The following is a 25,945-nucleotide window of genomic DNA, read 5'->3' on the forward strand; positions in this document are numbered from 1 at the left end:
GATCAGACGATCCGCTCTGCGAACCAGTAAAGCCCCACCGCGGCGATGGCGATGGAAGCCATCACGGAAATCCGCGCGAAATGCGGCGCGGGGGCGCGCATCCACCAGGCGAGCATGACATAGGCCGCCGCGATGACGGCGATCTGCCCGACTTCGACCCCGAGATTGAAGCCGATCAGCGCGGCCAGGAATCCACGGTCGGGCAGGCCGAACTCTCCAAGAACGGAGGCGAAGCCAAGCCCGTGCAGAAGCCCGAAGCCGAAGACCAGAAGGGGGCGCCAGCGGCTTTGGCCGTGGGACAGGATATTCTCGACCGCGACGAAGACGATCGAGGCGGCGATCACCGGCTCGACGATCGATGCGGGCACGCGGACATAGCCAAGCCCGGCGGCGGCGAGCGTGATCGTATGGGCCAGCGTGAAGGCCGATACCTGCATCAGCAGCGGCCTGAGCCGGGTCGAGAAGAAGAAAAGGCCCAGCACGAAGAGGATATGGTCCAGCCCCTTCGGAACGATGTGATCGAACCCGACCGGGATGTAGCGCAGGAAAGTCCCAAGCGGCGTCGCGGCGTTGCCGCCGGCAAGCGCCACCGGCGGGCTGAGCTGACCGGGTTCGAGATAACCGGCATAGCCGTCCTTGACCCCGTTCTGGCGCACCACCATGGCCCCATAGGCGGCCGCCCAACCCAGTGTCACCGCACGCGCGCCGGCTGGCAGGTCGGCATGAAACCGCAGCGTCGATGTACGCGTCAGCGCCGGGTCGCCGATCTCGGGCACCTCGACGCCATCCAGTTCGAGCGAAAGCGCCGCGCCATCCACCAGGACGCGGACATCCCCGGCCATGTCCGGCCAGAAATCCTGGAAGCGCGCGGCCAGCCGCGGCGCGGGCAAGGCCCGCAGCGCGTTGTAATCCGCCGCCTCGGGCGCGAGGTCGGAATTGGCGACCGCGCCAAGGTCGATCCCAGACAGGATGCCTTCAAGGTTCAGCCGCAGGTCAAACCGCAGCGTATTGCCGTCGCGTTCCATGTCGGCGATGGCGGGAAGGATTTCATGCGCATGGGCCGCCGGCGCGGCAAGCGCGAGCGCGAATGCCAATGCGGCGGCCCTGACAAGCGGAAAGCCGCCACGCCTTTCCGCTTGTCGATCCCGGGTGGATCGCCAAGACTGGCCGCAAGCAGCCTCGGGCCGGGGCCGCCCGAGCAGAGCCCGTAGGAGGCGAAAAGCGAAATGCGCGCGATTTGGATAGGGCTGGTCGCCAACATCCTTGCCGTCACCGGCGCGGTCGGACACGAATTCTGGATCGCGCCAGAGAGCTATCGCAGCGATCCAGGCGCGGAGATCACCGCTCACCTGCGTGTCGGGCAGGACATGTCGGGCGACGCCATCCCCTATCTGTCGCGCACGGTCGCGGGCATGGGCCACTGGGGCCCCGACAGCACCAGCGCGATCGGCGCCCGCGAGGGCGATCTGCCCGCGATCGCCGGTGTCGGCCTCGACGCCCCGGGGCTTCACCGCCTTTCGGTCGAGACGAACCCCGCCTATATCGTCTTTGACACGCTCACCGACTTCGCGGACTACCTCGCCTATGAGGGGCTCGACGCGGTCGCAGCCCTGCACCGCGAACGCGGACTGGCCGAGACGGAGATCGCCGAGGCCTATATCCGCAACGCGCGCACGCTGGTGCAGGTCGGACCCGCGCGCGAGGACCAGCGCGACGCGCCCACTGGCATGGCCTTCGAACTGACGGCGCTCGGCAATCCCTATCTGCCGGGCCAGTCCGGGATCGAGGTTCTGCTGCAATGGCAGGGCGTGGCCGAGGCGGAAACGCAGCTTGCGATCTTCCATCTGCCGCTGGGCGGCACCGCGCCCGCCGACACCGTCCGGACCCTGACGCGCACCGACGCAAAGGGCCGGGCAAGGATCGCGATCGACGCTGCGGGCACCTACCTGCTCAACTCGGTGCATATGGAGCCCGTCGAGGGGCCGGGTTCGGTCGTGTGGCAAAGCCATTGGGCGTCCCTCACCTTCGCTGTCGCCGCGTCGCGGTGACGGATGAAGCCCGGCCTTGGCGGCCGGGCTTCCGGTCATCGGGGATCAGCGGCCGGCGTTGCCAATCGCCGGGCTGTTGATGGGTCCCTTGTCGTCGGGGCGATTGCCTTTTGCGCCGCCAAGGCTCTGGGCCGGGCCGACGGTCTGCGCGCCGACACCCACGCCGGGAATGTCGGTCTGACCCTGGTCATGGCCCTTCGCCAGAACGCCGCTTGCGGCGAGACAGAGCGCCGCCGTGGTCACGAGGATTGTCCGTTTCATGTCGTATCTCCTTTCATGGTGAACGAGCACTGAAGTCACGGACCGGCGCACCGGAAAGTTTCAGGGGACAGGGAAAATTTTTCGATCGGTGCCTGCGCAGGCGGGAGTGGGCAAAACCTCATACTTCAGCGCAAAGCACGGCCGTTGATTTCGTTGGATTTCTCATCTCACAATTAAGGGCTACGCGACAGTAGGCCGTCTCGACCTGCGGTCCGCGCTTGATGACACGCTCGCCCGCGTCGTAGTTGCAGGTGCGACCGCCGATCAGCGAGGGCGCATGCGGCTTGTTACTTCTTGGGTCTTACAATGGCCGAAAGTGCGTCCCTAGCGATGTGTCCAAGCTCCGCATCAGTTGCGCTCTTGGAAACGACAAATTCCCGAAAGGCTGGATCGGCCTGTCTAACCGCGAAGAACTCCCCTTTTTTTTCTTCATAGTTCTTAAAAACAAATACTTGGTCATTGCTGTAAGAATCCGCTGCTGAAAAGAAAGACACGATATCCGCGAATTTTTTGACACCAAGCTTGTCGAGCGCAATTTTCTCCCACGCTCGATAGGCCGCCCGTTCCTTGGCCGCACTCGCGTAGCGCGGCATGTCCTTGACGTTTACCCGTCTGCTCGCGGCATGGCATCGCCTGATCTCTGCACCCAGTTCTGCATCGGAAGCACCGTGCGGAACGAAAAGGTCCAAACCCTGATCAAAGTCCAGACCTTCGACGAAACAAAAGACGCGACTCGTCAGCCTGTAGAACTCGCCCATGTCCCAGAACAGGATGTTGCCGGTGGCTTTTCCGTAGTCAAAATCGCTCATTCCCGCCCTACTCGACAACCGTGAGGATGACGTAACACCTTGTGTCTTGCCATAGGCCGCCGCATTGCTCAACGCGTCCATGATTTCTCTCGGTGCGCCGTCTGGTATCGCAAGTTCTATGCCGCGAGACCTGATCAGCGCTTCATCAATACCCATGCCTGGCGGGCCGATTTTTGGTAACCCTTACCCGCATCGACGTACCGTTTCAGTAGAGTCTCAACCTGCCGGGAGTGGGCAAAACCCGGGGGTGACTGTGTATGCTGGTGGTTCATTGAGAGCGGAACTGCCATGGGCGTGCGGATTATTGTCGAGACGACCTTTGAGAACCGAACCACGAAGACGCGTGGTCTCGGCGGCTTGTCCCGCCCGTTTCGACGTACGCAGCCTCAGGGGTTCGGGCTGTTGCTCGAAGATGCCAAGACGATCCTGGGACATTGCAGAATGCGATCCTGCTCGACCAGATTGAGGAAGTTTCCGAAGCCAGCAGGATCTGTCCTGACTGCGGCAGGGTGCGAGCCATCCATGAATCTCGGTCGAAGGTGCTCGACACGCTCCGCGGCAGGTTTCATGCCAAGGCCTCGCGCAGCGCCAAAGTCCGGTGGGCCGTCAGATCCATGACCCGCCGTTCGGGCAGCGGCCTCAGTGCGCCGTCGTCCTCTTCGTCGGAGAGGTCCGCGCCGATCGGCTGACCACCCGAGGTGATGACGGTGCCCCCCAATAGAAGTCGCGGTGAGCTGTCAACCGAAACCCCCGGGACCGATCCCCTGCCCTGTGCTATCCGCGCCTTCAGCATCCTGGACCACAGGCGCCTCACGCGGCTCGTTCTCAGACCGAACATAGCCGCGATAGACCGCAAGGTTGCCATCCCGATCCAGCGTGACGAACGCGCCAGCCTTGCTTTACTTCAGGAAATCAATTCGCTCCGGTGCGTTGGTGACGCGCCGTCAGCGCTGGCCCGGACAATCCAACCGCGCGCCACATTACCTAAAGGCCTCAAACCGCCGCCGCCCAGACGCGATAGCGGCCCTGCCCCGTGACCTCCCGGATCAGCCCACGCGCGGCGAGCGTATCGAGGTTGCGCTGGACGGCGGCACGGGAAGCGCCGGTCAGGTCCTCGGCCATGGGGGCCGAGAGCATGGGCCAGGCAGCCAGCGCCGCGATCAGACGCGCGGGGGTGCGGCCCGAAAGGTCGCAGGTCGCGGCCTCGGCGCGGTCTTGCCAGTTGCGGATGCGGTCGAGGTGAAGAAGCGCCGCGAGCGTCGCCTGCGTGGCGCCCAGGATCCAGCGCGACAGGCGCTCCGCCACCGATCCGGTCGCGCGCAAGGCGGTCGGCCCGGTCAGTGCCAGGGGCAGGAACAGCGCGCCCCCCCGCCCCGCCCCGCCCCGCGCCATCCCGGCGCCGCAACGCGCCGCCATCGCCGCGGCCTCGATATCGAAGGCGCGGCCAGGGCCCTCGCCCGCCAGCATCCGCCAGGCGTGGAAGAGAACCGCCGCCTGCGTCACCGGGTGCAGCCCCCCTACCCCGCCCATGATCTCGGTCAGGTCGGCGATGCTGTCGGGGGGTGCCTCGGCGCCCGGATCGCCGCGCCCGAGGAAGGCGGCCAGCCCGGCCTCCCAGCCCCCGCCGTCCGGCCCCGGCCCGGCCGACAGCCGCCGCACCGCCCAGCCGGCGCGGGTCAGCGCCTGCGCGTCCTCGCCCACCGCGCCCACCCGGAGCCCGACCCAAAGCGCCAGCCGCTCGATGCCTAGCCGCTCGCCCGTCCACCAGCCAAGGTCGGCGACCTCCAAGAGCGCGAGCCGGTGCCGCCAACCTTCCGGCCCCGATCGCAACCGCTCGTCCAGCGCGCCGAAGGTGACGGCAAGGTCGGCCAGCGGACCGGAAAGCCGGTCCTGCGCCGCCTGCCACTCCGCCGGGTCGAAGAGCCGCCGCGCGTCCCGGCGCGGGCCGGGCGGCAGGAGATCTGGGTCCTCATCCACCGCATCGCCCGGCAGGAACCACAGATCGTCCTCCGTTGCCGGGTGCGGGTCGAAAAGCCCGGCGGGGCCGTCCTCCGGGTCCTCGTAGTCATCGCGGATTGATTGAAGTGGTCTCTTCATGCTGCGCAGTATTTCGCGCTTCTGCGCAGCACTCAAGAGATTATGCGTGCGATCAGTTAATCACGATAAGTATGGCTTATCATGGCTCTTGAAATCGGAGACCAAACGCGGGCAGGATAGGCCTGATCAAGGGTGGAACCAGGCGGGTCCGGATGCGTTCAGAACGGATTTTCGAGGCGGACGCCGGTGGGCGCAAAGTCGGCCCCGTTACCGGTCACGACCGTGGCGCCGTGACGCAACGCCGTGGCCGCGATCATGAGATCTGCGCCGGGATGGCCAAGCTGGTGCGACAGCCGGCCCCAGATCCGCGCGTCCTCGGCCTCGAAACCCAGGATGCGATCCGAGAAGATCAGCATCGTCCGGTCGAGCCAGGCCCGCAGGTCGGCGGCAAAGCCCGGGTCGCGGCGTTCCTGCGCGGCAATGCCCCGCTCGATCTCGCCGAGCGTGATGACGCTCAGGAACAGGTCCTGTTCCGCCCTGCCCTTCAGCCAGGCGGCGACCTGCGGCGCGCGGTCTGGCCGGCGCACCGCCGAGATCACGTTGGTGTCGAGGATGTACATCAGAACTCCACGTCCCGGGGCCTGGCCTCGGCACGATCAAGCTCCTCCCCCGGAAAGGCCAGAAGGTGGTCGGCGAAGCTGCCCCGCGCCTTCACCGCCCCTTCGAGCAGACGGTGGTATTCCTCGGCCGACAGGACCACGACCGCGAGTTTGCCGCGGCGCGACACCTCCTGCGGCACGCCCGCAAGGGCTGCCTCAACCACGGCGCTGAACCGGTTCTTCGCGTCCTGCACGCTCCACATCGTCTTTTACCTGTCTAGCTGTCTGGCTAGATATATAGGCTCAAACGGGCCGTGCGGCAAGTCCGGGGGCCGCCCATGAAGCCGCCCGTGTCGCCCCCTGCCCTGCCCCTGCCCCAGGCGCTGTCGGACGAGGATGAGGCCGCGCTCAGCGATCTTTTCCGCAAGGGCACGCCGGAAAACACGCTGCGCGCCTGGGAACGCGACCTGCTTTACATCGCGGCCTGGAAACGCGCCCGCTTCGGGGCCGAGCTTGCCTGGCCGGAGGAGGAGCGCGTGGCGCTGCGCTTCGTGCTCGACCATGCCGTGGACCTTTCCGACACCCCCGGCCCGGCGCAGGAGGCCGCGTTGGCGCTGATCGGCGCGGGGTTGCGCCGCACGCTCGACTGCCCGGCCCCCGCGACGCTTGACCGCCGTATCGCCTCCTGGCGGGCCTTCCACCGGATGCGCAACCTGCCCTCCCCGTTCGAGGCGCCGCTGGTTGCGGCCGCGCGCATCAAGGCCCGCCGGGCTGCCGCCAAGCCGCGTCAGCCGAAATCCCCCCGCCCCCTGACGCGGGAGGTGCTGGAACGGCTGCTCGCGACCTGCGACGGAACCTTCCGGGGTCTGCGCGACCGGGCGATACTGATGCTCGCCTTCGCCTCCGGCGGGCGGCGGCGGAGCGAGGTCACGGCGCTGTACCGTGAGGACATCGGCACCGCCGACTTCGCCGCCAGGGGCCTGATCTGGGTCAGGCTGCTGGAGACCAAGACCACCCGCAAGGACGAGGCGCCGCGCCTGCCGCTCAAGGGCCGCGCGGCGGTGGCGGTCATGGACTGGATCACGCAGGCCGGGATCAGCGCCGGCCCCCTCTTCCGCCCCGTCAGCCAGGCCGACCGGGTGCTGGCGCGCGGCCTGCGCCCCGACGCGCTGCGCCATATCCTGCGCCACCGGCTGAAGGAAGCCGGCCTGCCGGAGGACTACGCCACCCCCCACGGGCTGCGCGCGGGCTTCCTGACGCAGGCCGCGCTCGACGGCGCGCCGCTGGCCGCCGCGATGAAGCTTTCGCTCCACCGCTCGGTCGTGCAGGCGCAAAAATACTACGCCGATGTCGAGATCGAGGATAACCCGGCGACGGATCTGCTGGGCTGACGGCGAAACCTTCCCCGCGGGGAAGATCCGCCCCCTGCCCTAGCCGTCCAGCTGGTCCAGCATCAGCCGCACGGCCTGCTCCAGCCGCCGCCGGTCAACGGTCGAGAAGTCGCGCTCCAGCCGGATCTCCAGCTTGCCGTTGGCGGCCACGCAGCGTGCGCGCCCCTCACGGCGGTCGAACTGGAAGCTGGTCTTGGCGCGCGCGGGCCGCGCCCCGGAGGACGCTTTCACCGCAGCGGCGGGCGCCTCTGCGCGACCCTCGGCCTGCGGATCGCCCGCGAAGCGGCGCAAAACCGACAGCTCGTCCTCGATGGAACGGTCGTCCCAATCCGCCAGCTCGGCGCGGATCGCCGGGACCAGCCCGTCCATTTCCTCCAGCCGCTGCGCCAGCGCCAGGCCAAGGGCGCGCGGGATCTCCTCGACGAAGCGCAGCTCGGCGCCCAGCCGTTCCACCACCTTGATGAAGGTGCGGATGTAGCTGCGCTTCTGGTAGCCGGCCGACTTGAAGAGCATCGCGACCGCCTTGTCGGGGTCGTTGACCTCGGTGTCCGGGTCGCGGGCGTAGTCGAGCGCCAGCATCGCCATCTCGGCAAAGGAGATGTCCTTGCGCACCAGGTTCTCGTCCACCATGCGGCGATAAAGCGCCTCAAGACTGTCGCCGGGCTGGCTGACGGCGGCCGGTATGCGGCCAAAGCGGTCGGCGTCGCCGGTCTCCTCCAGAAGCTCCTGGTAAGCGGACAGGCGGCGGAAGCCCTGGATCAGCTCGTAGCGGCCGTCCGGCCCGGCCTCGACCCGGATCGGGTTCGACAGGCCCAGTTCGGTGATCGAGGCCTTGAGGTCCTTCAGCTCGTGGTCGAGCCCCTTCTTGCGGTCGCGGACCAGCTTGTGCATCCCGATCGCGTCGAGGGGCACCAGGTCCAGCACCAGGCCCAGGCGCTTCAGCCGCACATGTTCATGCGCGAGCGCGTCGTTCTCGGCCCGGATCCGCGCCTCGATCTCTTGCCGGTCGCGCGTCGATTCCACCGTCTCCGCGATGGCCGCGGCCATCGGCCCGCGCCGGGTGGCGGGTTCGGAAACCTTCCCCGCGGGGAAGGTCTCGGGCGTATCGCTCACGACATCCACGGGAATGTCGATGTCGAACATGCGCCGTTTCTTTGACATGGCCTAAACCCCTCAGATCTTGTCCCAGGCGGCGATGACGCTGCCCTTGAATTCCTCATACGCGCGGTCGAAGCTGGCCCGTGCCCGGCGCCAGGTTTCCCGCGTCATCTCGCGGTAGTCGATCTCGTAGACCGAGGACAGGAAGCGCCCGGACTGTTCAACCGCGCGCGTCATCTCGATCGGATGCTCGGCCACATGTGCGCCGAAAACCTTGCGGAAGGCTTCGAACATCGCACGGTGCAGGTCGTTGCCCGGCTCATAGCGCGTCATCAGGAAGCGGATGTCGGTGAAGGCCTTGGGGAGCGAGATCTTCCCCGCGGGGAAGCCCGCGCCGAAGCCCGACAGATCCTCCAGCGCCTCGGCCAGCTGGCCGATGAAGCTGGTGGTCGAGTCGTATTCCCAGTAGCCGGGGCCCGAGGGGATGTAGAGCATGTCGGCAGCAAAGACCGCGTTCATGGACTGGTAGCCGATGGCGGGCGGGCAATCGAAGAGGATCAGGTCGTAGTCGTCATCGCCCAGCCCGTCGAGGTAGCGCGAGACCGACGCGAAGAAGGACCATTCCGGGTTCAGGTGCCGGTACTGGGCGGAGGCGAACTCCACGAAGGCCGCGTTGGCGCAGGAGGGGATGATGTCGATGGTGGACCAGGCCGTCGTCTTGATGAAGTCCGCGTGGCGCAGCTCGCCCAGGCCCAGGTCGCGGATCGAGGCCGGGATCTGCCGGCGGGGCAGGGCGGTCCCGCTTTCCGCGCCGGTCACGGCCTGGTTCATGCGGTCGGTCTCGCGGATCAGGTCGCGCGCCATGATGCCCCAGACGGTATAGTCCTCGGCCACGTCGGTCAGGCCCATGGAGTGGCTGAGCGTCGCCTGCGGGTCGAAGTCCACCACCAGCACCCGGTAACCGTCGAGGGCCGCCGCATGCGCGAGGTGCAGGGCCACCGTCGACTTGCCCGCGCCACCCTTGAAGTTGGCGACCGCCGCCCGGAAGGCCCGCTTGCCGGCGGGGCGCGGCGGCATCAGTGACTTGCGGTTGATCTTCATGCGGCGCCTCAGCGCGTTGATCTCGTCGAGCGAGAACCAGCGCTGGCGGCCGTCGGGCTCGACTTCCCCGCCGGGAAGGTCCGGGTGGGCAACAAGCCTGCCACGGAAGGTCGACTGGTTGATCTTGAAGATCAGCTCCGACACCTCCCACGACGAGAACCGCCGCAGGGTCTTGGTGCTTTCGGGGCTGAAAGTCTTCTGCCGGATCCAGCTCTGCATCTTCAGGGACTGCGCCTGGAGACGGGCCAGGTCTTCGTGCGTATACATGCTCGACCTCAAAGAGAACGCTAATTATCGTTGAACTCGGAAATACGCCGAATTTGCCAAAAACGCAAAAGCAAAGTTATACTCGGCGAAACCTTCCCCGCGGGGAAGATCCGGGGCCTTATTCCAGCGCTTGCAGCGCCGACGGCCACGAATCGGGCCCGCAGGCAGGGCAGGGGGCCCAGCCCCGCGACCGCCGCATATATTGGGGGACACCCCGCAGCGCGCGTCTGGATATTGGGGGACATTTCAGCCATAATAGGGGACACTCAGGACGTCCCCCTTAACCATTGAACCTTTGTTCTTCGAACAGGTCTTTGGGTTTCCCATCCCCGATCCGCGCAGCCGCCTTGACAGAATCGATCCATCGGACGCAAATAGGTGAAATCCGGTGAAGTACGTTGAGTTAAGCGCCCCTTCACCGATAGAGGCCATCAATGGCCCGGCACTTGAGGCACGGAACATAGCCCCCCGGCGGGCAAGCGACAGGAGAGCACCATGCAGCTTCCCCGGCCCGTCGGGCGCGAGGCGGCATCAAAGAAATACGACATCCTCTCTGCCCTGATGGCCTTTGCGCTCGCCCGGGACAAGATCGTGCAGCGGCAGGTGCTGCGGGTCATGGCCCTGATCACGACGCGCTACAACTGGCAACGCGACGAGCTGTCGATGGGGCAGGGGGAGATCGCGCGGCTCTGGTCGGTGGACGAGCGCACCGTCAAGCGCGAGATGGCGAAGCTGCGGGCCAGCGGCTGGCTGGTCCTGAAGCGGCAGGGCGCGCGCGGCCGCGTCAGCACCTACGGGCTGGACCTGGCCCGGATGCTGGCGGACACGCGCCCCGCCTGGCCCAATATCGGCGAGGATTTCATCACGCGGCTGACGCCGGAAGAGGGCAGGGGGGCCGCACCCTCGAACGTGGTGCCGCTGCGGGCGCCGCCGAGCCCGGTCGCCGACGGCACGATCTGGTTCGCCGCCCAGGCGCGGTTGCACAGCGAGGAGCCGGCGCTTTATGGCGCCTGGTTCCACCCGCTGGCCGAGGTGGGCGCGGAGGCCGGCTGCCTGACGCTCGCCGCGCCCACGCGGTTTCACGCCACCTATGTCGAGCAGAACCTGATGGAGCGCCTGCGCGCCGCCGTCCGGGCCGTGGACCCGGCCATCGCGCGGGTTATGATCGTTTCCTGAGCGGGAAGGGCAGGCTTGCGGCAGGGACCCAAGCCGGGGACACTCGGACAAGGCGTGCGACGAAACCGGAAAGACAGGACGGAGATCATGACCAGCATCCTTGGCCTCTCGGGCAGCCTGCGCAAAGCCTCCTTCAACGCGGGCCTTCTGCGGGCGGCGGCGGACCTGGCGCCAGAGGGGTCGGCGATCACGATCGGCTCCATCCGCGAGGTGCCGCTTTACGACGCCGACCGCGAGGCCGAGGAGGGGCTGCCGCCCGCCGTCGAGGTGCTGCAGGCGCAGCTTGCGCAGGCCGACGGCCTGCTGCTTGTCACCCCCGAATACAACAACGGCGTTCCCGGCGTCTTCAAGAACGCGATCGACTGGATGTCGCGCGGGCCGGGGCTGAAGCTTTTCGTCGGCAAACCCGTCGCGGTTCTCGGCGCCTCGCCCGGCGGCTTCGGCACGATCCTTGCGCAGAGCCACTGGTTGCCGGTCCTGCGCACGCTGAAGACCCGGCCCTGGCTTGAGGGGCGGCTGCTGGTGTCCCGCGCGCGCGATCTTTTCGACGAAGCGGGCAACCTGACCGATGAGAAGACCCGCGACAAGCTGCGCGACTTCGTGCGGGGATTTGCCGCCAGCCTGTAGCGAAGGGGCCTGTTGGGCGTGGAACCGATCCGCGGGCACGATTTTCTGGCGCGATCACGGGAATCGCACAATGATCAAACCTTGGATCGCCGCCGCACGAGGGGGATGGAATGAATCTTGCGAGGCTCGCCAGCGAGGCAGGGGCGCGTGGCGCGCCGGTGAGGGCGGGGCTGATCGGCGCGGGGAAATTCGGCTCGATGTTTCTCAGCCAGGTGCCGACGATCCGGGGCCTCGCCGTCACGGCAATCGCCGATCTGGACGTGGAGCGGGCGCGGAGCGCCTGCCGCGCGGTTGGCTGGGATGGCGATCGCATCGCGGGGACGGCGTTCGTTGAGGACGGTGCGGTGCTGGCGGCCCGCGATGATGTCGATGTGGTCATCGAGGCCACGGGTAACCCCCGGGCGGGCATCGCCCATGCCCGTGCCGCGCTCGCGGCGGGCAAGCATGTCGTCATGGTCAATGTCGAGGCCGATGTCCTTGTCGGCCCGGCGCTGGCGCGAGAGGCCGCGCGGGCAGGGGTCGTCTATTCCATGGCCTATGGCGATCAGCCCGCGCTTGTCGCCGAGATGGTCGATTGGGCGCGCGCCGCGGGCTTTCACGTCGCGGCGGCGGGCAAGGGCACGAAATATCTTCCGGCGTATCACGAGGTTACGCCCAGGGATGTCTGGGCCCACTACGGGCTGAGCCCGGAGGAGGCCGCGGCGGCGGGGATGAACCCGCAGATGTTCAACTCCTTCCTCGATGGCACCAAGAGCGCGATCGAGATGGTCGCCATCGCCAACGCCTGCGGGCTGTCGGTGCCCTCCGGCGGGCTCGCCTTTCCGCCGTGCGGGGTCGATGACCTGGCCCATGTGATGCGCCCGCGGGCACTGGGCGGACAGCTTGAGGGCCGCGGCATGGTCGAGACGGTCTCGTCCCTGGAACGCGACGGGCGGCCGGTCTACCGAGACCTGCGCTGGGGCGTCTATGTGGTGCTGGAAGCGCCGAACGACTACGCTGCCGGCTGTTTCCGGCAGTATGGCCTGCCCACGGACGCGACCGGGCGCTTTGCCGCGATGTACAAGCCGTTTCACCTGATCGGTCTGGAACTGTCGATTTCAGTCCTCAGTGCCGCCCTGCGCCACGAGGCGACCGGCACATCGCGCGAGATGCGCGGCACCGTGGCCGCCGTCGCAAAGCGCGATCTGAAGGCGGGGGAGGTCCTGGACGGCGAGGGCGGCTACACGGTCTGGGGCAAGGCCCTGCCGATCGAGGCCGCCGCCGATGCGCTGCCGATCGGTCTGGCCCACAGGGTCGCGTTGAAACGGGACGTCCCCCGGGGGGAGGTCGTGCGGATGGGCGATGTCGCGCTCGAGACCGACGCGGTCCTCGATCTCTACCGTTCGTGCATACCGACCTGAGGGAGAGCCGGTCTCGTGAAAGATGATTTCGATTTTATCGTGATCGGCGCCGGCTCGGCCGGATGTGTCCTGGCGAACCGGCTGAGCGAAAGCGGCGACGCAAATGTCGCGCTCATCGAAGCGGGCGGGGCGCCTGACCCCGTCTTGTCGCGCATCCCCGGCGCCGCCACGCGCCAGCTTGGCACCAATGCGGACTGGCGCTTCCGCACGGTCCCGCAGAAGCACCTTTATGATCGCGCCATCGACTACCCCCGGGGCCGCGTCCTTGGCGGCACGAGCGTGCTCAACTTCATGATCTACGCGCGCGGCAATGCGGGCGACTACAACGGCTGGGCGCAGCAGGGCAACACCGGCTGGGGCTATGACGACGTCCTTCCCTATTTCATGCGCGCCGAAGCCAACGCCGATTTCGACGACGGCTACCATGGGCAGGATGGTCCGCTGTCGGTCGAACGCCACAGGCACGCGCACCCCGTCTGCGAGGTCTTGTTTGAAGCCGCCGCGCAATGTGGCATCCCCTTCAACCCCGACGTCAACGGGGCGCGTCAGCATGGCTCTGGCTACATGCAGGCGACGACGCGCGGCGGCCAGCGCTGCGACACCGCGACGGCGTATCTCGACCCGGTACGGGACAGGGCCAACCTGACGGTTTTTTCCAACGCCCTCGTCACCCGGATCGCCGTCGATGCCGGACGTGCGGTGGCGGTCGAGATCCTGGAGGGTGGCCGCAGCCTGCGCCGTCTGACCGCCACGGCGGAGATCGTTCTGTCGGCGGGCGCCATCGGCTCGCCGCATCTTCTGATGCTCTCTGGCATCGGCCCGGCCGATCAGCTTCGCAACCACGGGATCGCGGTCGTCCTCGACCATCCGGATGTCGGCCAGCACCTTGAGGATCATTACGCGCAGACGGGCGTGTCGCGCAGGCTAAGCGATCCCGATGCGATCTATGGGCCGGTGACGGAGGGGTTTGCCGAAGCCATCGCCGAGTTTCAGGAGACCGGCGGCGGCCCGTTGGCGACCAAGCATCTCGACTCCGTCGTCTTTCACTCCGCCGATCCCGGGGCGGAGTATCCGCAGTTCCAGTCCTTCTTCACGCCCAGCCTTGCCGAATTCTACCGGACCGCCGGGCGGATCGACCGCAGCGCGGTTCATCTCGGCGGCTATGTCTGCCGGCCGCGCAGCCGGGGCTCGGTCTCCCTGGCCTCGGCCAATCCGCTCGACGCGCCGTTGATCGACCCGAATTACCTGTCCGATCCCGAGGACCTTCGCCTGATGATCGCCCACAGCCGGAAGAACGCGGAGATCCTCAATGCCCCGGCCTTCGACGCGATCTGCGACGGCCCGGCCACGCAGACCGACATGACGGATGCGGAGCTTGAACACCTGATCCGCGAAACCGCCGGCACGTTCTGGCACCCGACAAGCACCTGCCGGATCGGGCAGGAGGGCAGGGCGGTCGTCGGCCCCGACCTTAGGGTACATGGGCTGGAGGGTCTGTCGGTCTGCGATGCGTCGGTGATGCCGACGATGGTCAGCGGAAATACAAACGCGCCGGTGATCATGATCGCCGAAAAGGGGTCCGACCTGATCCGCGCAAGGCACGCGGCGCTTTGACGTCATAGCCAGACCACGAGGGGCGCGGCGATCCTGACGGGACAGGACCCGGAAAACGGATCAGTCCTTCATGCCCGCAACGCGCATGTCGTCCAGCCAGCGGTCGAGGCTGCCCGGCGCCGTCCAGATGTCCTGCCACTCCGCGCGCTGCTCGGAGATCGTCGGCTCATGGGCCTCGGCATAGAAGACCTTGTAGGCCTCCTGCGCCTTTTCAACCTGGTCCAGGCAGGCGTAGATCCCGGCCAGCATCCGGTGGGCGCCGCGGTCGATCTTCTTCATTTTCATCATGGCGGCCAGCGCGCCCTCGCAATCCTGCAGTTCCCAAAGCGCCCAGCCCATCTGCCAGTGGAACCAGTCCTGATGGAACGGGTCGATCCCCATGGCCTGTTTCAGCCGTTCGACCGCTTCTTTCGCCTGCCCGGCATAAAGCATCGGATTTGTGCTTCCGACCAGATAGTTGGACGCGCTGGGGTTGAGCGCGATGGCCTTGTCGAAGCTGGCCATGGCCATCGCGCGATCGCCGCTTTCGTCGTAAAGGCGGGCGAGCGCAAAGTGGACGGCCGCATCGTCCGGGGCGATGCGCAGCGCCTTCTTCGCGTTCTGGAGGCCGAGCCGGAGCGCCTCCTGCCGCTCCAGCCCTTGCCATCCGAAGGTCGCCGCCGCGCGATAGCCATGCGCGAGGCCGATGTAGCCGAATTGCGACCCCGGATCGGCTTCGATCGCCCGCCTGTTCAGCACGAGATCCTTCGCGTTGGACGCCTCGTCGAAACTGTCGTGGATGATCGCGATCCCCTGAAGATGAAAATGAAGGGCCGAGACCATGGCAGGATCGGAACCGGGCACCGGGCGTTCGATCCGCACGCCGATGCGGTCGGCGACGGTCTTGACGATCGCGTCCTGCACGGCAAAGAGGCTGCCGATCTCCTGGTCATAGGTGTGCGCCCAGAGATGCTCGCCACTGGCGGCCAGGATCAGCTGCACCGTGACCTTCAGGCTGTCGCCACTTTTCTGCTGGCTGCCTTCGACAATGTAGTGAACGCCAAGCTCCTGGCCGATCTGGCGGACATCCGCGTCGCTGTCCCGGTAGCGAAAGCTTGAGTTGCGCGCGATGACGGCGATCCGGGAACTTCGCGCCAGTTCGGTGATGACGCCCTCGGCGATTGCGTCGGACAGGTAGCCCTTGTCCGGGCCGACGCTGAAGTCATCGAAGGACAGCACCGCGATCCTGGGCTTGTCCCCGAGGTCCACCGGCAGGTCGGCGGCACCCTTGTAGACCCAGGCGGCGAAGAGGATCAGAACCGCCGCCGCCATGGCGCCGAAGGCGGGCAGCGCCCAGCGGCGCGACGCCTGGCTGAGGGCGGGCCGCCGCAAGGCGCCCGGCGCGGAGGTGTCCACAAGCCTGTAGCCCTTCTTCGGGTAGGTCTGCACCAGCCGTTGCTTCTTGTCGCCAAGCGCGCGGCGGATATCGCCGATGCATTGCACCAGGCTGTCGTCGGTGACGAAAGTGTCGGGCCAGACCGCCTCGATCAGCTCGGCCTTCGTGACGAGGTCGCCGGGGCGGTCGGCAAGGTAGGCCAGGACATCCGCGCTTTGGCTTCGCAGCGGGACGGTTTGGCCCTCGGCGTCCAGCAACTCCTTGGTATTCTTGATGAACCGAAAGGTACCAACCCTAAGCTCCGCCACCGATTTCGGCTCAATTTCGTCGTGCTTTCGGGACATTTAGGAGCCTCCTCCCGCTTCATAGTCTAACCAGCCGGCCGCCCCGCTGGCAACACGCCGCAATTCCCCGAAGGCCGGCCCGCAAACCCTGACTGACAGGAGTGTCCCATGAAACTCACGACTGCCTTGATCGCCCTGAGCGTCCTTTCCGCCGGTCCCGCGATGGCCCAGTCCGGCATCGAGACCCTGTGTGGCGCGGGCCATCTGAACGAAGCCGCCCCCGGCGAAGACGTCGTCGCCAATCCCGCCGGCTACTACATCCGCAGCCTCCGGACGCAGGTCAGCCACGGCGACCCGCGGATCATTCGCGCGACCGGCGATGAGTTCGACTTCTGCACGCGCAGCGCGGCCACGCCGGATATGAACAGCAACCAGGCCGTACTTCTGAGAAACGAGCGGCGGCTCAAGTATCTCTTCGTACCGCTCATGGAGCCTATGAGCCGCCAGGGGTCGTAGGCGCGCGGCGTCAGGGTGGGCTTGTGCATTGCCCACCACTGATGGCCCCGCAGCCTGCAGCCCGAATGTGTGGTAGAGTGATGCGAACGGCCATAATCGTTAACTGGGATCATGACGCGGCTTCGTATCCGAGTACTGGGCGCCCTCGAAATCCGCGCGGAAGGGCAAGATCCCCTGGTCGTGCCAAGACAGCTGCGCGCGCTTCTTGCCTGGCTTGCGCTCCACCAGGGAAAGGCCGTCGCGCGGGAGACCGCAAGCGCCTTGCTTTGGGGCGACCGCCCGCAGAAACAGGCCAATGCGTCGCTCAGCCAGGCGCTTTACACCCTGCGCAAGGCGCTGGGGGACAGTTCGTCGGTCGTTGAAACAGATGCCGAGACCATCCGCCTTTCGGAGACTGCTGTCCTGGTCGATGCGCAGGAGTTTTCGCGGCGCGCACATGGCACTGACCCGTCTGATCTGATGGCCGCGGCGGCCCTTTACGCGGCGCCCTTCCTTGAAGGGTTCGTGGCGCCGACGCCGGAGTTCGAGGACTGGCAGATCACGACGCGCCAGCGCCTGCGGGTGGAGGCCGTGGACGTTTTGACCCGGCTTCTGCCGATGCTGGAGGAGCAGGGTGCGCGCGCGCAGATGCTAGAGGCGGCGCACCGCCTTCAGGATCTTGATCCCTACAGCGAACAGGCCGCGCGCTGCCTGATGAGGCACTACGCCGCGCAGGATCAGATCGCGCTGGCCTGTGAAACCTATGATCATCTGCAAGCCCGGCTGGCCGAGGATCTGCAGACGGCGCCTGACCCCGAGACAGCCGCGCTTCATTACCGGATCCTCGCGCATCGTGCCCCGGGACAGAAGGCAGCGGGCGGTCTGTCGCGAACCCGGCAAAGGCGCCCCACAAGGCGCCGGGGGGTCGGCGGCCTGATATCTGCGGGCGCGGTCGTCGTCGGGATCGCGGCGATGTCGCTGCTCATGGTTCAGGGCCGCCCGGAGGTCCAGCCGATCGGTGCCGCGACCATGGCCTATCCGCTACCGGACAAACCGTCGATCGCGGTTCTGGCGTTCGACGACCTCAGCGCCGGAGAGGACCACGGCGATCTCAGCGATGCCATCAGCGAGGGGGTCATTCACCAGCTGTCCCGCTTTCCCGAGCTTTTCGTCATCGCGCGAAATTCCAGCTTCCACTATCGCGGAACCGCGACCGACATCCGCCAGATCTCCCGTGAACTGGGTGTGCGCTACATTCTGGAAGGGAGCCAGCAGAAGAACGGGGATCGTCTGCGGGTGACCGCGCAGCTCATCGATGCGCCCAAGGGCAACCATGTGTGGGCGGAACGCTATGACCGCGACATGCTCGATCTCTTCGCGGTGCAGGACGAGATCACGCATACGGTCGCGGCGACCGTGGCCAACAAGCTGAAGGTGCGCGCCGGGCAAGAGGCCAAGCGCGCCGACCCGGCCACCCTGAATGCATACCAGCTGTGGTCGCAGGCGCGGCAGGACTTCCACGAACTCACGCGCGAGGGAAACGACAAGGCACTGCGGGCGAACCTGGCCGCTTTGCGGGCCGATCCTTCCTTCGCGAATGCCTATGTCGGATTGGCCTATGTCCATGTCAACGGCTACCGCTGGGGCTGGACCGACATGGGCCGGGAAGAGGCGCTGCGGGCGGCGCGGGAGGCGGCGCAGAAGGCACTGGCCCTGGCGCCCGACGATTACGCCGCGCATCACGCGATGGCCTATGTGCACGTTCAGTCCGGCGAACTCGACGCGGCGATCGTCCGGGACGAAAAGGCGCTGGACCTCAATCCCAACGCGACCAACGCCATGGCCCAGTTGGCGGAAACGCTCGGCTACCTCGGGCGAACGGCGGAGGCGGAGGATCTGTTGCTGCGCGCCAGCCGCCTCGATCCGTTTCATCCCCCCTGGTACGAATGGAACCTGGGCTGGATCCGCTGGTTGCGCCGCGACTGCAAGGGCGCGCTGGCGGCCATGCAGGACATGTCGAAGATGCCGCCGCTGGCCCACCGCGCCATGGCGATCATCCACGTCTGCCTCGGCAACATGGGGGCGGCGCGCGCGGAAATCGAAAAGCTGCTTCAGATCTACCCGGACTACTCCATCGAGGCGGTCCGGTTGAACTTTCGCGGCAAGTATCGAAATCCCGCGGACATCGCGCGGTATCTCGACGATCTGAGGACAGCGGGATTGCCGGAAACCGCCCCACCTCAGACGCCCCAGGAGCGGGCGGGCGACTAGCGCGGAAAAGTCCGGAAAGATCGACGGGGCGGGTGCCCCGAAACCTGCCGGACGCAGGAAATTGCCCAGCAATTGAGCGCGATTTGAGCGCCGGCTGACCCCGGGTTGAGGCCCGCCTGTCATCCTCCTCGCATCTTCAACGCGAGGAGGTGAGATCAGATGGAACGCTTGCAACGTGCGCTGTTCGGGGGACTGGCGGCCCTTGCCGTCGCCGCAGCCTCGGCCGGGGCCGAGGTGGAGGTGGCCGGCGCCAGGACCCACACGGAAGTTGCCGCGATCGAAGATGCCGTCCCCGTGCTCGACGCCTGGATCGACCGGTTCGCGGAATACCCAAGGGCAAGGGACAGGCCTTTGCGCATTGCGCTTGTTCCGGCCATGCCGCGGGCCTCGGCGACTTCGTCCGCCGCCCATTATGGCCCTTCGACCCGGGGCGCCTACGATGCCGAAACCGCGACGATCTACCTGCTGCGGCCGTGGTTCGCCGACTTGCCCTACGATCGCAGCATCCTCTTGCATGAGCTTGTTCATCACCGGCAGGTGCAGGCCCGCCACTGGTACTGCGCGCAGGCGATGGAGTGGGACGCCTACAAGCTTCAGGAGCAATTCCTCGATCAGGCGGGGCTTGAAAGCGGGATCTACTGGCTTGCCGTGGCGTTGGAATCGAGTTGCGCCGTGCGGGATCATCACCCCGACTGAATGGCGGCCCGACGGATGTCGTCGCGCTATGCGCCGCGCAGCCCCGCCGTCCGGGACTGGACCCAGGCGACCAGCGTGCCCAGTTCCTCGGTGATGGCGGCTCCGGGCGCGGCGATCAGGAAGAAGGCGTTGCCGGTCCTGACCTCGGCCGGCAGCGGGCGCATGAGGAGGCCCGCCTGCACGAGCAGCGCCGAGGAGAGGCTCCAGCCGAGGGCCAGCCCTTCGCCCGCAAGCGCGGCCTGCAGCGTCAGCTGGTAATCGTTGAAGACCATGTCGGGCTCGGTTGGCTCGGCCTCGGCACCGACGGCGGCGAGCCATTCGGCCCAGCTCATGCGCTTGCGGAAACGGTCGAAGGCGTGAAGCTGCCGATGGCGCGCCAGGTCCTGCACGGTGTCGATCCGGGGCGTGTCGGCCAGATAGCCGGGCGCGCAGAGCGGAAAGATCACCTCATCGCAAAGATGCCAGCTGTTGGGGCGCTGGAAGCCGCGTTCGCGGATCCAGATCGTCAGATCGATCTCGGTGTCGGGTTCGACGTCGCGATCGGTCGTCACGACCTTGATCTTCAGCTTCGGGTGATCGTGCTGCAACTGATAGAGCTGCGGCATCAGCCAATGCGCCGCGACCGAGGTCGAGGCGGCAAAGGTCAGATAGCGGGTCCGGGACGGGCTCAGCGCCCCGAGGGTGTCCTCCATGCGCCGGAATCCGAAACGCACGCTGTCGTGGAACAGCCGGCCCGCCTCGGTCAACCTTACCCCACGGTTTTCCCGGATGAAAAGCTGCACGCCGCAGTGCCGTTCCAGCGCCTTGATGGCTTGCGACACGCTGGGCTGCGTCACGTTCAGTTCCGCCGCGGCGCTGCGGAAGTTCAGATGCCGCGCCGCCGCCTCGAAGACGAAAAGCGAGTGGGGGGAGGGGATCAGGGATCGCAGCCTGGACATAAGCACAGCCGATATCAGGCGCTTTCTTTTCCGTCTACAGCCAGGCCCGCTGCCGTGCTTTCCTTCTGGCGGAAAACGCGGCCGACATCAGGGACCGGTGAGACGCCAATGGCACAGAGCCCGCACGACGCGCCCCGGGGGCGCATCATGATTGACCCGCCGGTACAGGAGCCGACGGATTCCGGCTGGTATGTCACCTCGGGGCCGGACCTGCCGCTGGTGCCGCACCGGGGCGAGACGCGCTGCGATTGTCTTGTGATCGGTGCGGGCTGGATGGGATTGCACGCCGCGCGGCGCTACGGGGAGCTGGCGCCCGACCACTCCGTCCTGCTGGTCGATGCCGGGCGGATCGGCAACAACGCCTCGGGCCGCTGCATGGGCTTTGCGATCGACCTGGCGCATAACCCGCGCAAGCACGATTTCGTCGAGGACATCCAGGGCAACAAGGAGGAGCTTTTCACCAATCTTGACGGCAATGCCTATCTTCGCTCGGCGGTCGAGGATCTGGGCGTGGACTGCGATTGGGACCCCCAGGGCAAGTACCATAGCGCGGCCACGGATCACGGCGTGGCCGATCTGTTGCGCTTTTCCAAGGCGCTGGACGCGATGGGCCAGAGATACCGCTGGGTCGAGCGTGACGAGATGCTGGCGATGACCGGCAGCCGCCACTACATCCGCGCGCTGCACCATCCCGGCACGATCCTGATCCAGCCGGCCAAGTATCTGAAGAACCTGGCGCGCGCCCTGCCTGAGAACGTGACGGTTCACGAGAACACCGTGATCAGCACCGCGCGTTTCGGCGCAAGCGAACATGTCTTCGAAACGCCCTCGGGCGTGATCCGCGCCAAACAGGTGATCATCTGCGCCGCCGGCTACCTGACGCGCTTCGGCTTTTACAGCCAGACCGCCATTCCGCTTTATACCTTTGCCAGCATGACCCGGCCCTTGACCGAAGGCGAACGGGCGCAGGCGGGGGATCAAGCGGCCTATGGCCTGATCCCGGCCAACAGTTTCGGCACCACCGTTCGCCGGACGGCAGACAGCCGCCTTTTGCTGCGAAACGTCTACGCCTATGCCCCGAACTTCCGGACCACCCGTCTGGACGTCGAGCGCGCGCGCGAACAGCAGATGGTCGCGTTCCGGCGCCGCTGGCCCGACCTTGCCGCGATCGGGTTCGAGATCAGCTGGGGCGGCCTGCTGACGCTCGCGCAGAACGGCGGCATGGTCTTTGGCGAGCTTGCCCGGAACGTCTACGGCGCCGCCTTCTGCAACGGCACCGGTGTGTCCCGCGGGGCCGCCTTTGGAAAGGCCGTCGCGGAACTCGCGCTGGGACGGTCCTCGCCCGTCATCGACATCCTCGGGCGCCGCGCCCCGCCGTCGCGGGCCTATCCCGAACCTATCACCTCCACCGGCGTTCGCCTGGTCACGGGCTGGCGCTTCCGCCGCGCCGGGCAAGAAGTTTGAAAGGAACCGTTATGGCCGATCTCAAGGGCGTCAACCTCGCCATGCAGACCCCGTTCGATGCCGAAGGGGCAATCGACTTCGCCACCTATGAAAAGCTGATCGAGGATTACATCGCCGCCGGGGTGCAGGGGCTGGTCCTTGGTGCGGGCACGGGTCAGCATCCCTACCTGACGGAAGCCGAGTGCAACCGGCTCTATGAGACCGGCATCCGCCAGGTGGCGGGCCGGGTCAACGTGATCTGCCAGACCTCCGCCCTGAACATGGATGAGGTGATCCGCCGGTCGCAACATGCCGAGAAGGCTGGGGCCGACGCGCTGATGATCCTGCCGCCCTATCTGGAAGGGCCGGCGGATGACGATGGCCTGTTCGAATTCTACCGCACGCTCGACACGGCGGTCGGGATCGACATCGTCGGCTACAACATCCCCCAGGCGACCGGGATCGCGGTTTCCGTCCCCTTGCTTGAAAGGCTGAAGGGGCTCAAGCGCTATCGCTGGATCAAGGACAGCGCGGGGGATTTCACCACCCATCAGGAATACCTCCAGACCGGGACCGACGTGCTGAACGGCTGCGACACCACCACCTTCGCGGCCCTGATGGCGGGGACCAAGGGGGTCATCTGGGGCGCGGCCAACTACATGCCGCACGAGGCGGCCACGCTTTACCGCCTGATCGCCGCCCGGGATTTCGAGGCGGCGCTGACCCTTTGGCAGCGGATGCTGCCGTCGCTCCTGTTCATCTGGCGCAATCCCTATGTGCCGGCCGTCCTGCGGGCCGCCCAGCTGCGCGGCTACGGCACCGGGAACGTGCGACGCCCCCTCCAGAAACTGACGGAGGCCCAGGACGCCGGCCTGCAAAAAGCGCTGGCGCCGCTCATGGGCTGACGCGGTGCCGCAAGTGTTTCGGGCGACCTGCAATCCGCCGTTCCCCGTCCCGAGATTGTTCGGGGCGCCGGCAGGAACACCATGGACAGAATTGGAACGACGGCCGATGCTGGTCCCATCCTCAGGGAGGGAAACGCCATGGTGCTGGAAGTCATAAGTTCTGGGTTTGGCAGGACGGGTACGAAATCGCTGAAGGCTGCGTTGGAGCGGCTGGGCTTCGGCCCCTGCCATCACATGCATGAAGTCGTGGAGAACCCTGGACAGGTGGTTCACTGGCAGAAGCTGGCGGCAGGCGAGGCGGTTGACTGGGATGCGGTCTTCGCCGGGTACAGGTCGCAGGTGGACTGGCCGGGCGCCCATGTCTGGCGCGAGCTGGCCGAAGCCTTTCCGAAGGCAAAGGTGGTCCATACTGTCCGGCCGGACGACAAATGGTGGGCCAGCTTCGAAAAGACGATCGGCAAGCTGATGGCCCGCTACAGCGATCTGCCGCTGCCGCCGCATATTCGCGACATGCTTGCCGCATGGAACGAATTTGCGGGCAAAAGCACCTTTGGCGGCGTTCTGGACGACAAGGACATCGGGCTTGCGGCCTATCGTCTCCGGACGAGGGAGGTGCGCGAGGCGCTGCCCGCGGACCGGCTGCTTGTCTTCGATGTCGCGGAAGGATGGCAACCGCTTTGTGAGTTCCTTGAGGTCGATGTCCCAGACGAGCCGTTTCCGCACCACAACCTGAGGGCGGATTTCTGGGAGGTCCTCGGCGGGGAACCGGCGTGAGCTTGGACCGGTGATCGGCCATGCGGCCCCCGGTCCGCGGCGACAGGTCTTCTGCCGCCGCGGGCCTTGGGGTTACTGCGGGGTTACTGCGCGACCGCCGTGTGCCAGACGCCCTTGACCCCGTCGCCGGTCATGTCGCCGGGGTTCTCATCCTTGATCCAGAGGTAAAGCGGCTGGCCTTGGTAGGCCACCTGCATCGTCCCATCCGTGCGCGCGATCAGTTCGAAGCCTTCGGGCAGGGACGCGCCGTCATCGGCCAGGAGCGGCGGCCAGTTCTCGGCGCAGGCGTCGTAGCAGTTCGACACGCCCGCCTCGTCCTTGTCGAAGGTATAAAGCGTCATGTTCTGGGCATCGGTGAAATAGGTCACATCGCCGCTGGTGGCGGTCATGACCACAGTTTCGCCCGCTGCGGCGAAACCGATCCCGGCTGCGACGGAAAATGCGGTGGCAAATGCGGCGGTGGCGGCTGTCAATCTGGGCATATCTCGGTCTTTCCTGTTGAACGCCTGAGCGATGCAGGCACAGGGATCTACGGCCCGCGCGGCGGATTTATTCCGGGCGGACCGGCCCGCGCGCGAAAAAAACTCTCGGCCCGGCGCGGAATAATTTCCGGCGGAGCGCGTAAATTCCCTGTCGGTATCTTGCCGGCGCTTATTCCGACAGGAGGAACGCATGAGGATATTGCTTGCCGCCACCGCACTTGCCGCTGCCTGGTCCGGCACCGGCGCATGGGCGGACGATCACCTGGCCAATGGCGCGACGGCCCCCGGCGCGGCCGCGCGCGGCTTTGCCAATCCGGTGGCCGCCAACCCCTCCGACACCTCCGGTGGGGCCTCTGACCCGGGCACGGTGCCTGGCCTCGGCAATCCCAATGCCGGTGCCGACCGTGGCACGCCGGCATTCGATCCGGTCAGCCTCGAAGAACGGCTGGCGGAACGTGCGGGACCCCAAGGTTGACGAAGATCCCGGGTGTGCGATCCTTGCGCGCGCCCGGGACGATTTGCCGGAGAGACCGTTGGCACGCGACCTGACCATCCTGATCAGCGAGATCCCGCATCTGCGGCGCTTTGCCTTCGCGCTGACCGCCGATCGCGATTTCGCCGAGGATCTGGTGCAGAGCTGCCTTGAGAACGCCGTGGCGCGCTTTCACCAGTGGCAGCCGGAGCGCAGGCTGCGCCCCTGGCTGTTCGCGATCCTGCACAACCTTTATCGCGACAGCAGGCGGCGGCCGCAGCGCGGCGTCCCGCTTGACGAGGTGCCGGAGATCCCGTCGAGCGATGCCAGCCCCGAGGAGCGGATGAGCGCCGGCGAGGTCCTGGCCGCCATCGACCTCCTGCCCGAGGACCAGCGCGACGTTCTGGTCCTCGTCGGTCTCAACGAACTGAGCTATGCCGAGGCGGCCTCGGTGCTCGGTATCCCGCCCGGCACGCTCATGTCGCGGCTGCACCGGGCGCGGAGCCGGTTGCGCGAGATGCTCGGGCGAACGAAATCTCCCTCGATCAGGCAGGTGCTGTAATGGTTCAGGACAACAAGATCACCGTCGAGGACATCCACGCCTATGTCGATGGAGAGCTGTCGGAAGACGCCGCAGCGCTGGTTCGGGACTTTCTGGACAAGCACCCCGAGGCCGCCACCGTCGCCGAGGATTACCGCGCGATCAACGCGGCGATCCTGACGCGGGCGGCGATGGCGGACAGGGTGCCGCTGCCGGAGCGGCATATCGAAGCGGTCAACCGCAAGCCCCGCGCGCCGCTGATTGCCGCGTCGCTCGCCCTGATGGCCGCCGGTGCCGCCGCGGGATGGGTGGCGCACGCGGTGCTGACCCCTCGGCCCGATGTGCTCGACCTTCTGGCCAGCGAAGCGGGCGCAAGCTGGGCGACCTACGCGCCCGATGCCCGCCGCCCGGTCGAAATCGCGGCCGCCGACGCCTCGCAGCTGGTGCGCTGGCTGGCCAACCGCACCGGGCGCAGCGTCGTGGTGCCGACGCTCGACGATCAGGGGCTCGCTTTCATGGGCGGGCGTCTCGTCGCAGGGGGGAACCGGCCGGCGGCGCTGCTCATGTACCAGGATTCCGCGGGGCGGCGCCTGGTCGTCCTGATGAGCCCGGAGTTCGCCGGCGACGGCCCGACCGGCATGCACTTCCGGCGCCAGACCGAGTCTGCGGCGGTGATATGGGCGAACGGGAAAGAGGGCTTCGGCGTCGCGGGTCCGTTCTCCGAAGAGGAGCTGAAACGCGCCGCGGTCGTGGTGCGCGACAGTTTCGCCCTGTAGACCGGGCCAGACCGTGTCAGGGTGTAGGCGCCATCGTCCAGCATGGCCGGTCCAATCCTGCGCCA

General features: G+C 66.8%; 26 protein-coding genes and 2 pseudogenes. 16 read left to right on the top strand and 12 right to left on the bottom strand.

Annotated features, from left to right (window positions below; translation table 11 throughout):
• Window positions 1–2 precede the first annotated feature (2 nt).
• Entirely contained in the window at window positions 3–1,094 is a 1,092-nt protein-coding gene (locus OE647_RS16780) for a HupE/UreJ family protein (protein WP_263722915.1), read from the bottom strand.
• 132 nt (window positions 1,095–1,226) lie between these two features.
• Here OE647_RS16780 and OE647_RS16785 point away from each other — a divergent pair, with 132 nt between their 5' ends.
• Window positions 1,227–2,048, top strand: coding sequence for a DUF4198 domain-containing protein (locus OE647_RS16785; protein WP_263722916.1), 822 nt, complete (start codon window positions 1,227–1,229; stop codon window positions 2,046–2,048).
• Window positions 2,049–2,093: 45 nt separating this feature from the next.
• Here OE647_RS16785 and OE647_RS16790 read toward each other — a convergent pair whose 3' ends face one another.
• The gene (locus OE647_RS16790) at window positions 2,094–2,309 is read right to left on the bottom strand and encodes a hypothetical protein (RefSeq protein WP_263722917.1); all 216 of its coding nucleotides are present in this window, start codon (window positions 2,307–2,309) and stop codon (window positions 2,094–2,096) included.
• A gap of 287 nt (window positions 2,310–2,596) precedes the next feature.
• Window positions 2,597–3,274, bottom strand: coding sequence for a hypothetical protein (locus OE647_RS16795; RefSeq protein ID WP_263722918.1), 678 nt, complete (start codon window positions 3,272–3,274; stop codon window positions 2,597–2,599).
• A gap of 132 nt (window positions 3,275–3,406) precedes the next feature.
• On the opposite strand from OE647_RS16795, the pseudogene OE647_RS16800 reads away from it, so the two are divergent.
• Window positions 3,407–3,703 (top strand): annotated as a pseudogene (locus tag OE647_RS16800) (ISKra4 family transposase); the annotation flags it as partial.
• Here the strand turns inward: OE647_RS16800 and OE647_RS20215 are convergent.
• From OE647_RS20215 to OE647_RS16820, 4 genes and pseudogenes are all read right to left on the bottom strand, one after another.
• Window positions 3,690–4,014, bottom strand: a pseudogene (locus OE647_RS20215) (DNA-binding protein); the annotation flags it as partial. The pseudogenes OE647_RS16800 and OE647_RS20215 overlap by 14 nt on opposite strands.
• 97 nt (window positions 4,015–4,111) lie before the next feature.
• Window positions 4,112–5,215 (bottom strand): hypothetical protein, encoded by a 1,104-nt coding sequence (locus OE647_RS16810; protein WP_263722919.1) that lies wholly within the window; start codon window positions 5,213–5,215, stop codon window positions 4,112–4,114.
• A 158-nt stretch (window positions 5,216–5,373) separates the two neighbouring features.
• On the bottom strand, window positions 5,374–5,775 hold the full coding sequence (locus OE647_RS16815; RefSeq protein ID WP_263722920.1) for a type II toxin-antitoxin system VapC family toxin: 402 nt from the start codon (window positions 5,773–5,775) through the stop codon (window positions 5,374–5,376).
• Complete coding sequence (locus OE647_RS16820; RefSeq protein WP_263722921.1) at window positions 5,775–6,017, bottom strand: type II toxin-antitoxin system prevent-host-death family antitoxin; 243 nt, start codon at window positions 6,015–6,017, stop codon at window positions 5,775–5,777. The genes OE647_RS16815 and OE647_RS16820 overlap by 1 nt, the downstream gene beginning before the upstream one ends.
• 75 nt (window positions 6,018–6,092) lie before the next feature.
• Between OE647_RS16820 and OE647_RS16825 the strand changes: the two genes are divergently transcribed.
• Window positions 6,093–7,145, top strand: coding sequence for a tyrosine-type recombinase/integrase (locus OE647_RS16825; protein ID WP_263722922.1), 1,053 nt, complete (start codon window positions 6,093–6,095; stop codon window positions 7,143–7,145).
• A 39-nt stretch (window positions 7,146–7,184) separates the two neighbouring features.
• On the opposite strand, the gene OE647_RS16830 is transcribed toward OE647_RS16825, so the two are convergent.
• Both OE647_RS16830 and OE647_RS16835 read right to left on the bottom strand, forming a co-directional pair.
• Window positions 7,185–8,306: a ParB/RepB/Spo0J family partition protein gene (locus OE647_RS16830; protein WP_263722923.1), complete on the bottom strand. Its 1,122-nt coding sequence runs from the start codon at window positions 8,304–8,306 to the stop codon at window positions 7,185–7,187.
• Between the two features lie 12 nt (window positions 8,307–8,318).
• Window positions 8,319–9,611, bottom strand: coding sequence for an AAA family ATPase (locus OE647_RS16835; protein WP_263722924.1), 1,293 nt, complete (start codon window positions 9,609–9,611; stop codon window positions 8,319–8,321).
• A gap of 495 nt (window positions 9,612–10,106) precedes the next feature.
• On the opposite strand from OE647_RS16835, the gene OE647_RS16840 reads away from it, so the two are divergent.
• The 4 genes from OE647_RS16840 to OE647_RS16855 all read left to right on the top strand — a co-directional run bounded on the left by OE647_RS16840 (window position 10,107) and on the right by OE647_RS16855 (window position 14,428).
• A complete protein-coding gene (locus tag OE647_RS16840; RefSeq protein WP_263722925.1) occupies window positions 10,107–10,787 on the top strand; it encodes a DnaA N-terminal domain-containing protein in 681 nt (226 codons plus the stop codon).
• An 87-nt stretch (window positions 10,788–10,874) separates the two neighbouring features.
• A complete protein-coding gene (locus OE647_RS16845; protein WP_263722926.1) occupies window positions 10,875–11,414 on the top strand; it encodes an NADPH-dependent FMN reductase in 540 nt (179 codons plus the stop codon).
• Window positions 11,415–11,524: 110 nt separating this feature from the next.
• The gene (locus tag OE647_RS16850; RefSeq protein ID WP_263722927.1) at window positions 11,525–12,814 is read left to right on the top strand and encodes an NAD(P)H-dependent oxidoreductase; all 1,290 of its coding nucleotides are present in this window, start codon (window positions 11,525–11,527) and stop codon (window positions 12,812–12,814) included.
• A gap of 15 nt (window positions 12,815–12,829) precedes the next feature.
• Window positions 12,830–14,428: a GMC family oxidoreductase gene (locus tag OE647_RS16855; RefSeq protein ID WP_263722928.1), complete on the top strand. Its 1,599-nt coding sequence runs from the start codon at window positions 12,830–12,832 to the stop codon at window positions 14,426–14,428.
• Window positions 14,429–14,488: 60 nt separating this feature from the next.
• Here OE647_RS16855 and OE647_RS16860 read toward each other — a convergent pair whose 3' ends face one another.
• Window positions 14,489–16,147, bottom strand: a complete 1,659-nt coding sequence (locus OE647_RS16860; protein ID WP_263722929.1) for a winged helix-turn-helix domain-containing protein — start codon at window positions 16,145–16,147, stop codon at window positions 14,489–14,491.
• Between the two features lie 108 nt (window positions 16,148–16,255).
• Between OE647_RS16860 and OE647_RS16865 the strand changes: the two genes are divergently transcribed.
• The 3 genes from OE647_RS16865 to OE647_RS16875 all read left to right on the top strand — a co-directional run bounded on the left by OE647_RS16865 (window position 16,256) and on the right by OE647_RS16875 (window position 19,549).
• On the top strand, window positions 16,256–16,603 hold the full coding sequence (locus OE647_RS16865) for a hypothetical protein (protein ID WP_263722930.1): 348 nt from the start codon (window positions 16,256–16,258) through the stop codon (window positions 16,601–16,603).
• A gap of 180 nt (window positions 16,604–16,783) precedes the next feature.
• Window positions 16,784–18,853, top strand: a complete 2,070-nt coding sequence (locus tag OE647_RS16870; protein ID WP_263722931.1) for a BTAD domain-containing putative transcriptional regulator — start codon at window positions 16,784–16,786, stop codon at window positions 18,851–18,853.
• 159 nt (window positions 18,854–19,012) lie between these two features.
• Complete coding sequence (locus tag OE647_RS16875; RefSeq protein ID WP_263722932.1) at window positions 19,013–19,549, top strand: DUF6647 family protein; 537 nt, start codon at window positions 19,013–19,015, stop codon at window positions 19,547–19,549.
• 26 nt (window positions 19,550–19,575) lie between these two features.
• Here the strand turns inward: OE647_RS16875 and OE647_RS16880 are convergent, their stop codons facing one another.
• Window positions 19,576–20,487, bottom strand: coding sequence for a LysR substrate-binding domain-containing protein (locus tag OE647_RS16880; RefSeq protein WP_263722933.1), 912 nt, complete (start codon window positions 20,485–20,487; stop codon window positions 19,576–19,578).
• A 108-nt stretch (window positions 20,488–20,595) separates the two neighbouring features.
• Here OE647_RS16880 and OE647_RS16885 point away from each other — a divergent pair, with 108 nt between their 5' ends.
• The 3 genes from OE647_RS16885 to OE647_RS16895 all read left to right on the top strand — a co-directional run bounded on the left by OE647_RS16885 (window position 20,596) and on the right by OE647_RS16895 (window position 23,609).
• Window positions 20,596–21,951, top strand: a complete 1,356-nt coding sequence (locus OE647_RS16885; protein ID WP_263722934.1) for an NAD(P)/FAD-dependent oxidoreductase — start codon at window positions 20,596–20,598, stop codon at window positions 21,949–21,951.
• Between the two features lie 11 nt (window positions 21,952–21,962).
• Complete coding sequence (locus tag OE647_RS16890) at window positions 21,963–22,835, top strand: dihydrodipicolinate synthase family protein (protein ID WP_263722935.1); 873 nt, start codon at window positions 21,963–21,965, stop codon at window positions 22,833–22,835.
• Between the two features lie 81 nt (window positions 22,836–22,916).
• Window positions 22,917–23,609 carry a sulfotransferase family protein gene (locus tag OE647_RS16895; RefSeq protein WP_263722936.1) on the top strand — a complete coding sequence of 231 codons (693 nt, stop codon included), beginning with the start codon at window positions 22,917–22,919 and terminating at the stop codon, window positions 23,607–23,609.
• Window positions 23,610–23,692: 83 nt separating this feature from the next.
• Here OE647_RS16895 and OE647_RS16900 read toward each other — a convergent pair whose 3' ends face one another.
• Entirely contained in the window at window positions 23,693–24,091 is a 399-nt protein-coding gene (locus tag OE647_RS16900; RefSeq protein WP_263722937.1) for a COG4315 family predicted lipoprotein, read from the bottom strand.
• Window positions 24,092–24,281: 190 nt separating this feature from the next.
• Here OE647_RS16900 and OE647_RS16905 point away from each other — a divergent pair, with 190 nt between their 5' ends.
• The 3 genes from OE647_RS16905 to OE647_RS16915 are packed head-to-tail and all read left to right on the top strand — an operon-like array spanning window position 24,282 to window position 25,880.
• Window positions 24,282–24,566, top strand: a complete 285-nt coding sequence (locus tag OE647_RS16905; RefSeq protein WP_263722938.1) for a hypothetical protein — start codon at window positions 24,282–24,284, stop codon at window positions 24,564–24,566.
• Between the two features lie 58 nt (window positions 24,567–24,624).
• A complete protein-coding gene (locus OE647_RS16910) occupies window positions 24,625–25,125 on the top strand; it encodes an RNA polymerase sigma factor (RefSeq protein WP_263722939.1) in 501 nt (166 codons plus the stop codon).
• A complete protein-coding gene (locus OE647_RS16915) occupies window positions 25,125–25,880 on the top strand; it encodes an anti-sigma factor family protein (protein ID WP_263722940.1) in 756 nt (251 codons plus the stop codon). Before OE647_RS16910 ends, OE647_RS16915 begins: the two co-directional genes overlap by 1 nt.
• Window positions 25,881–25,945: the final 65 nt, after the last annotated feature.

The sequence above is a fragment of the Albidovulum sediminicola genome (genome assembly GCF_025751575.1).
GTDB classification, from domain to species: domain Bacteria; phylum Pseudomonadota; class Alphaproteobacteria; order Rhodobacterales; family Rhodobacteraceae; genus Albidovulum; species Albidovulum sediminicola.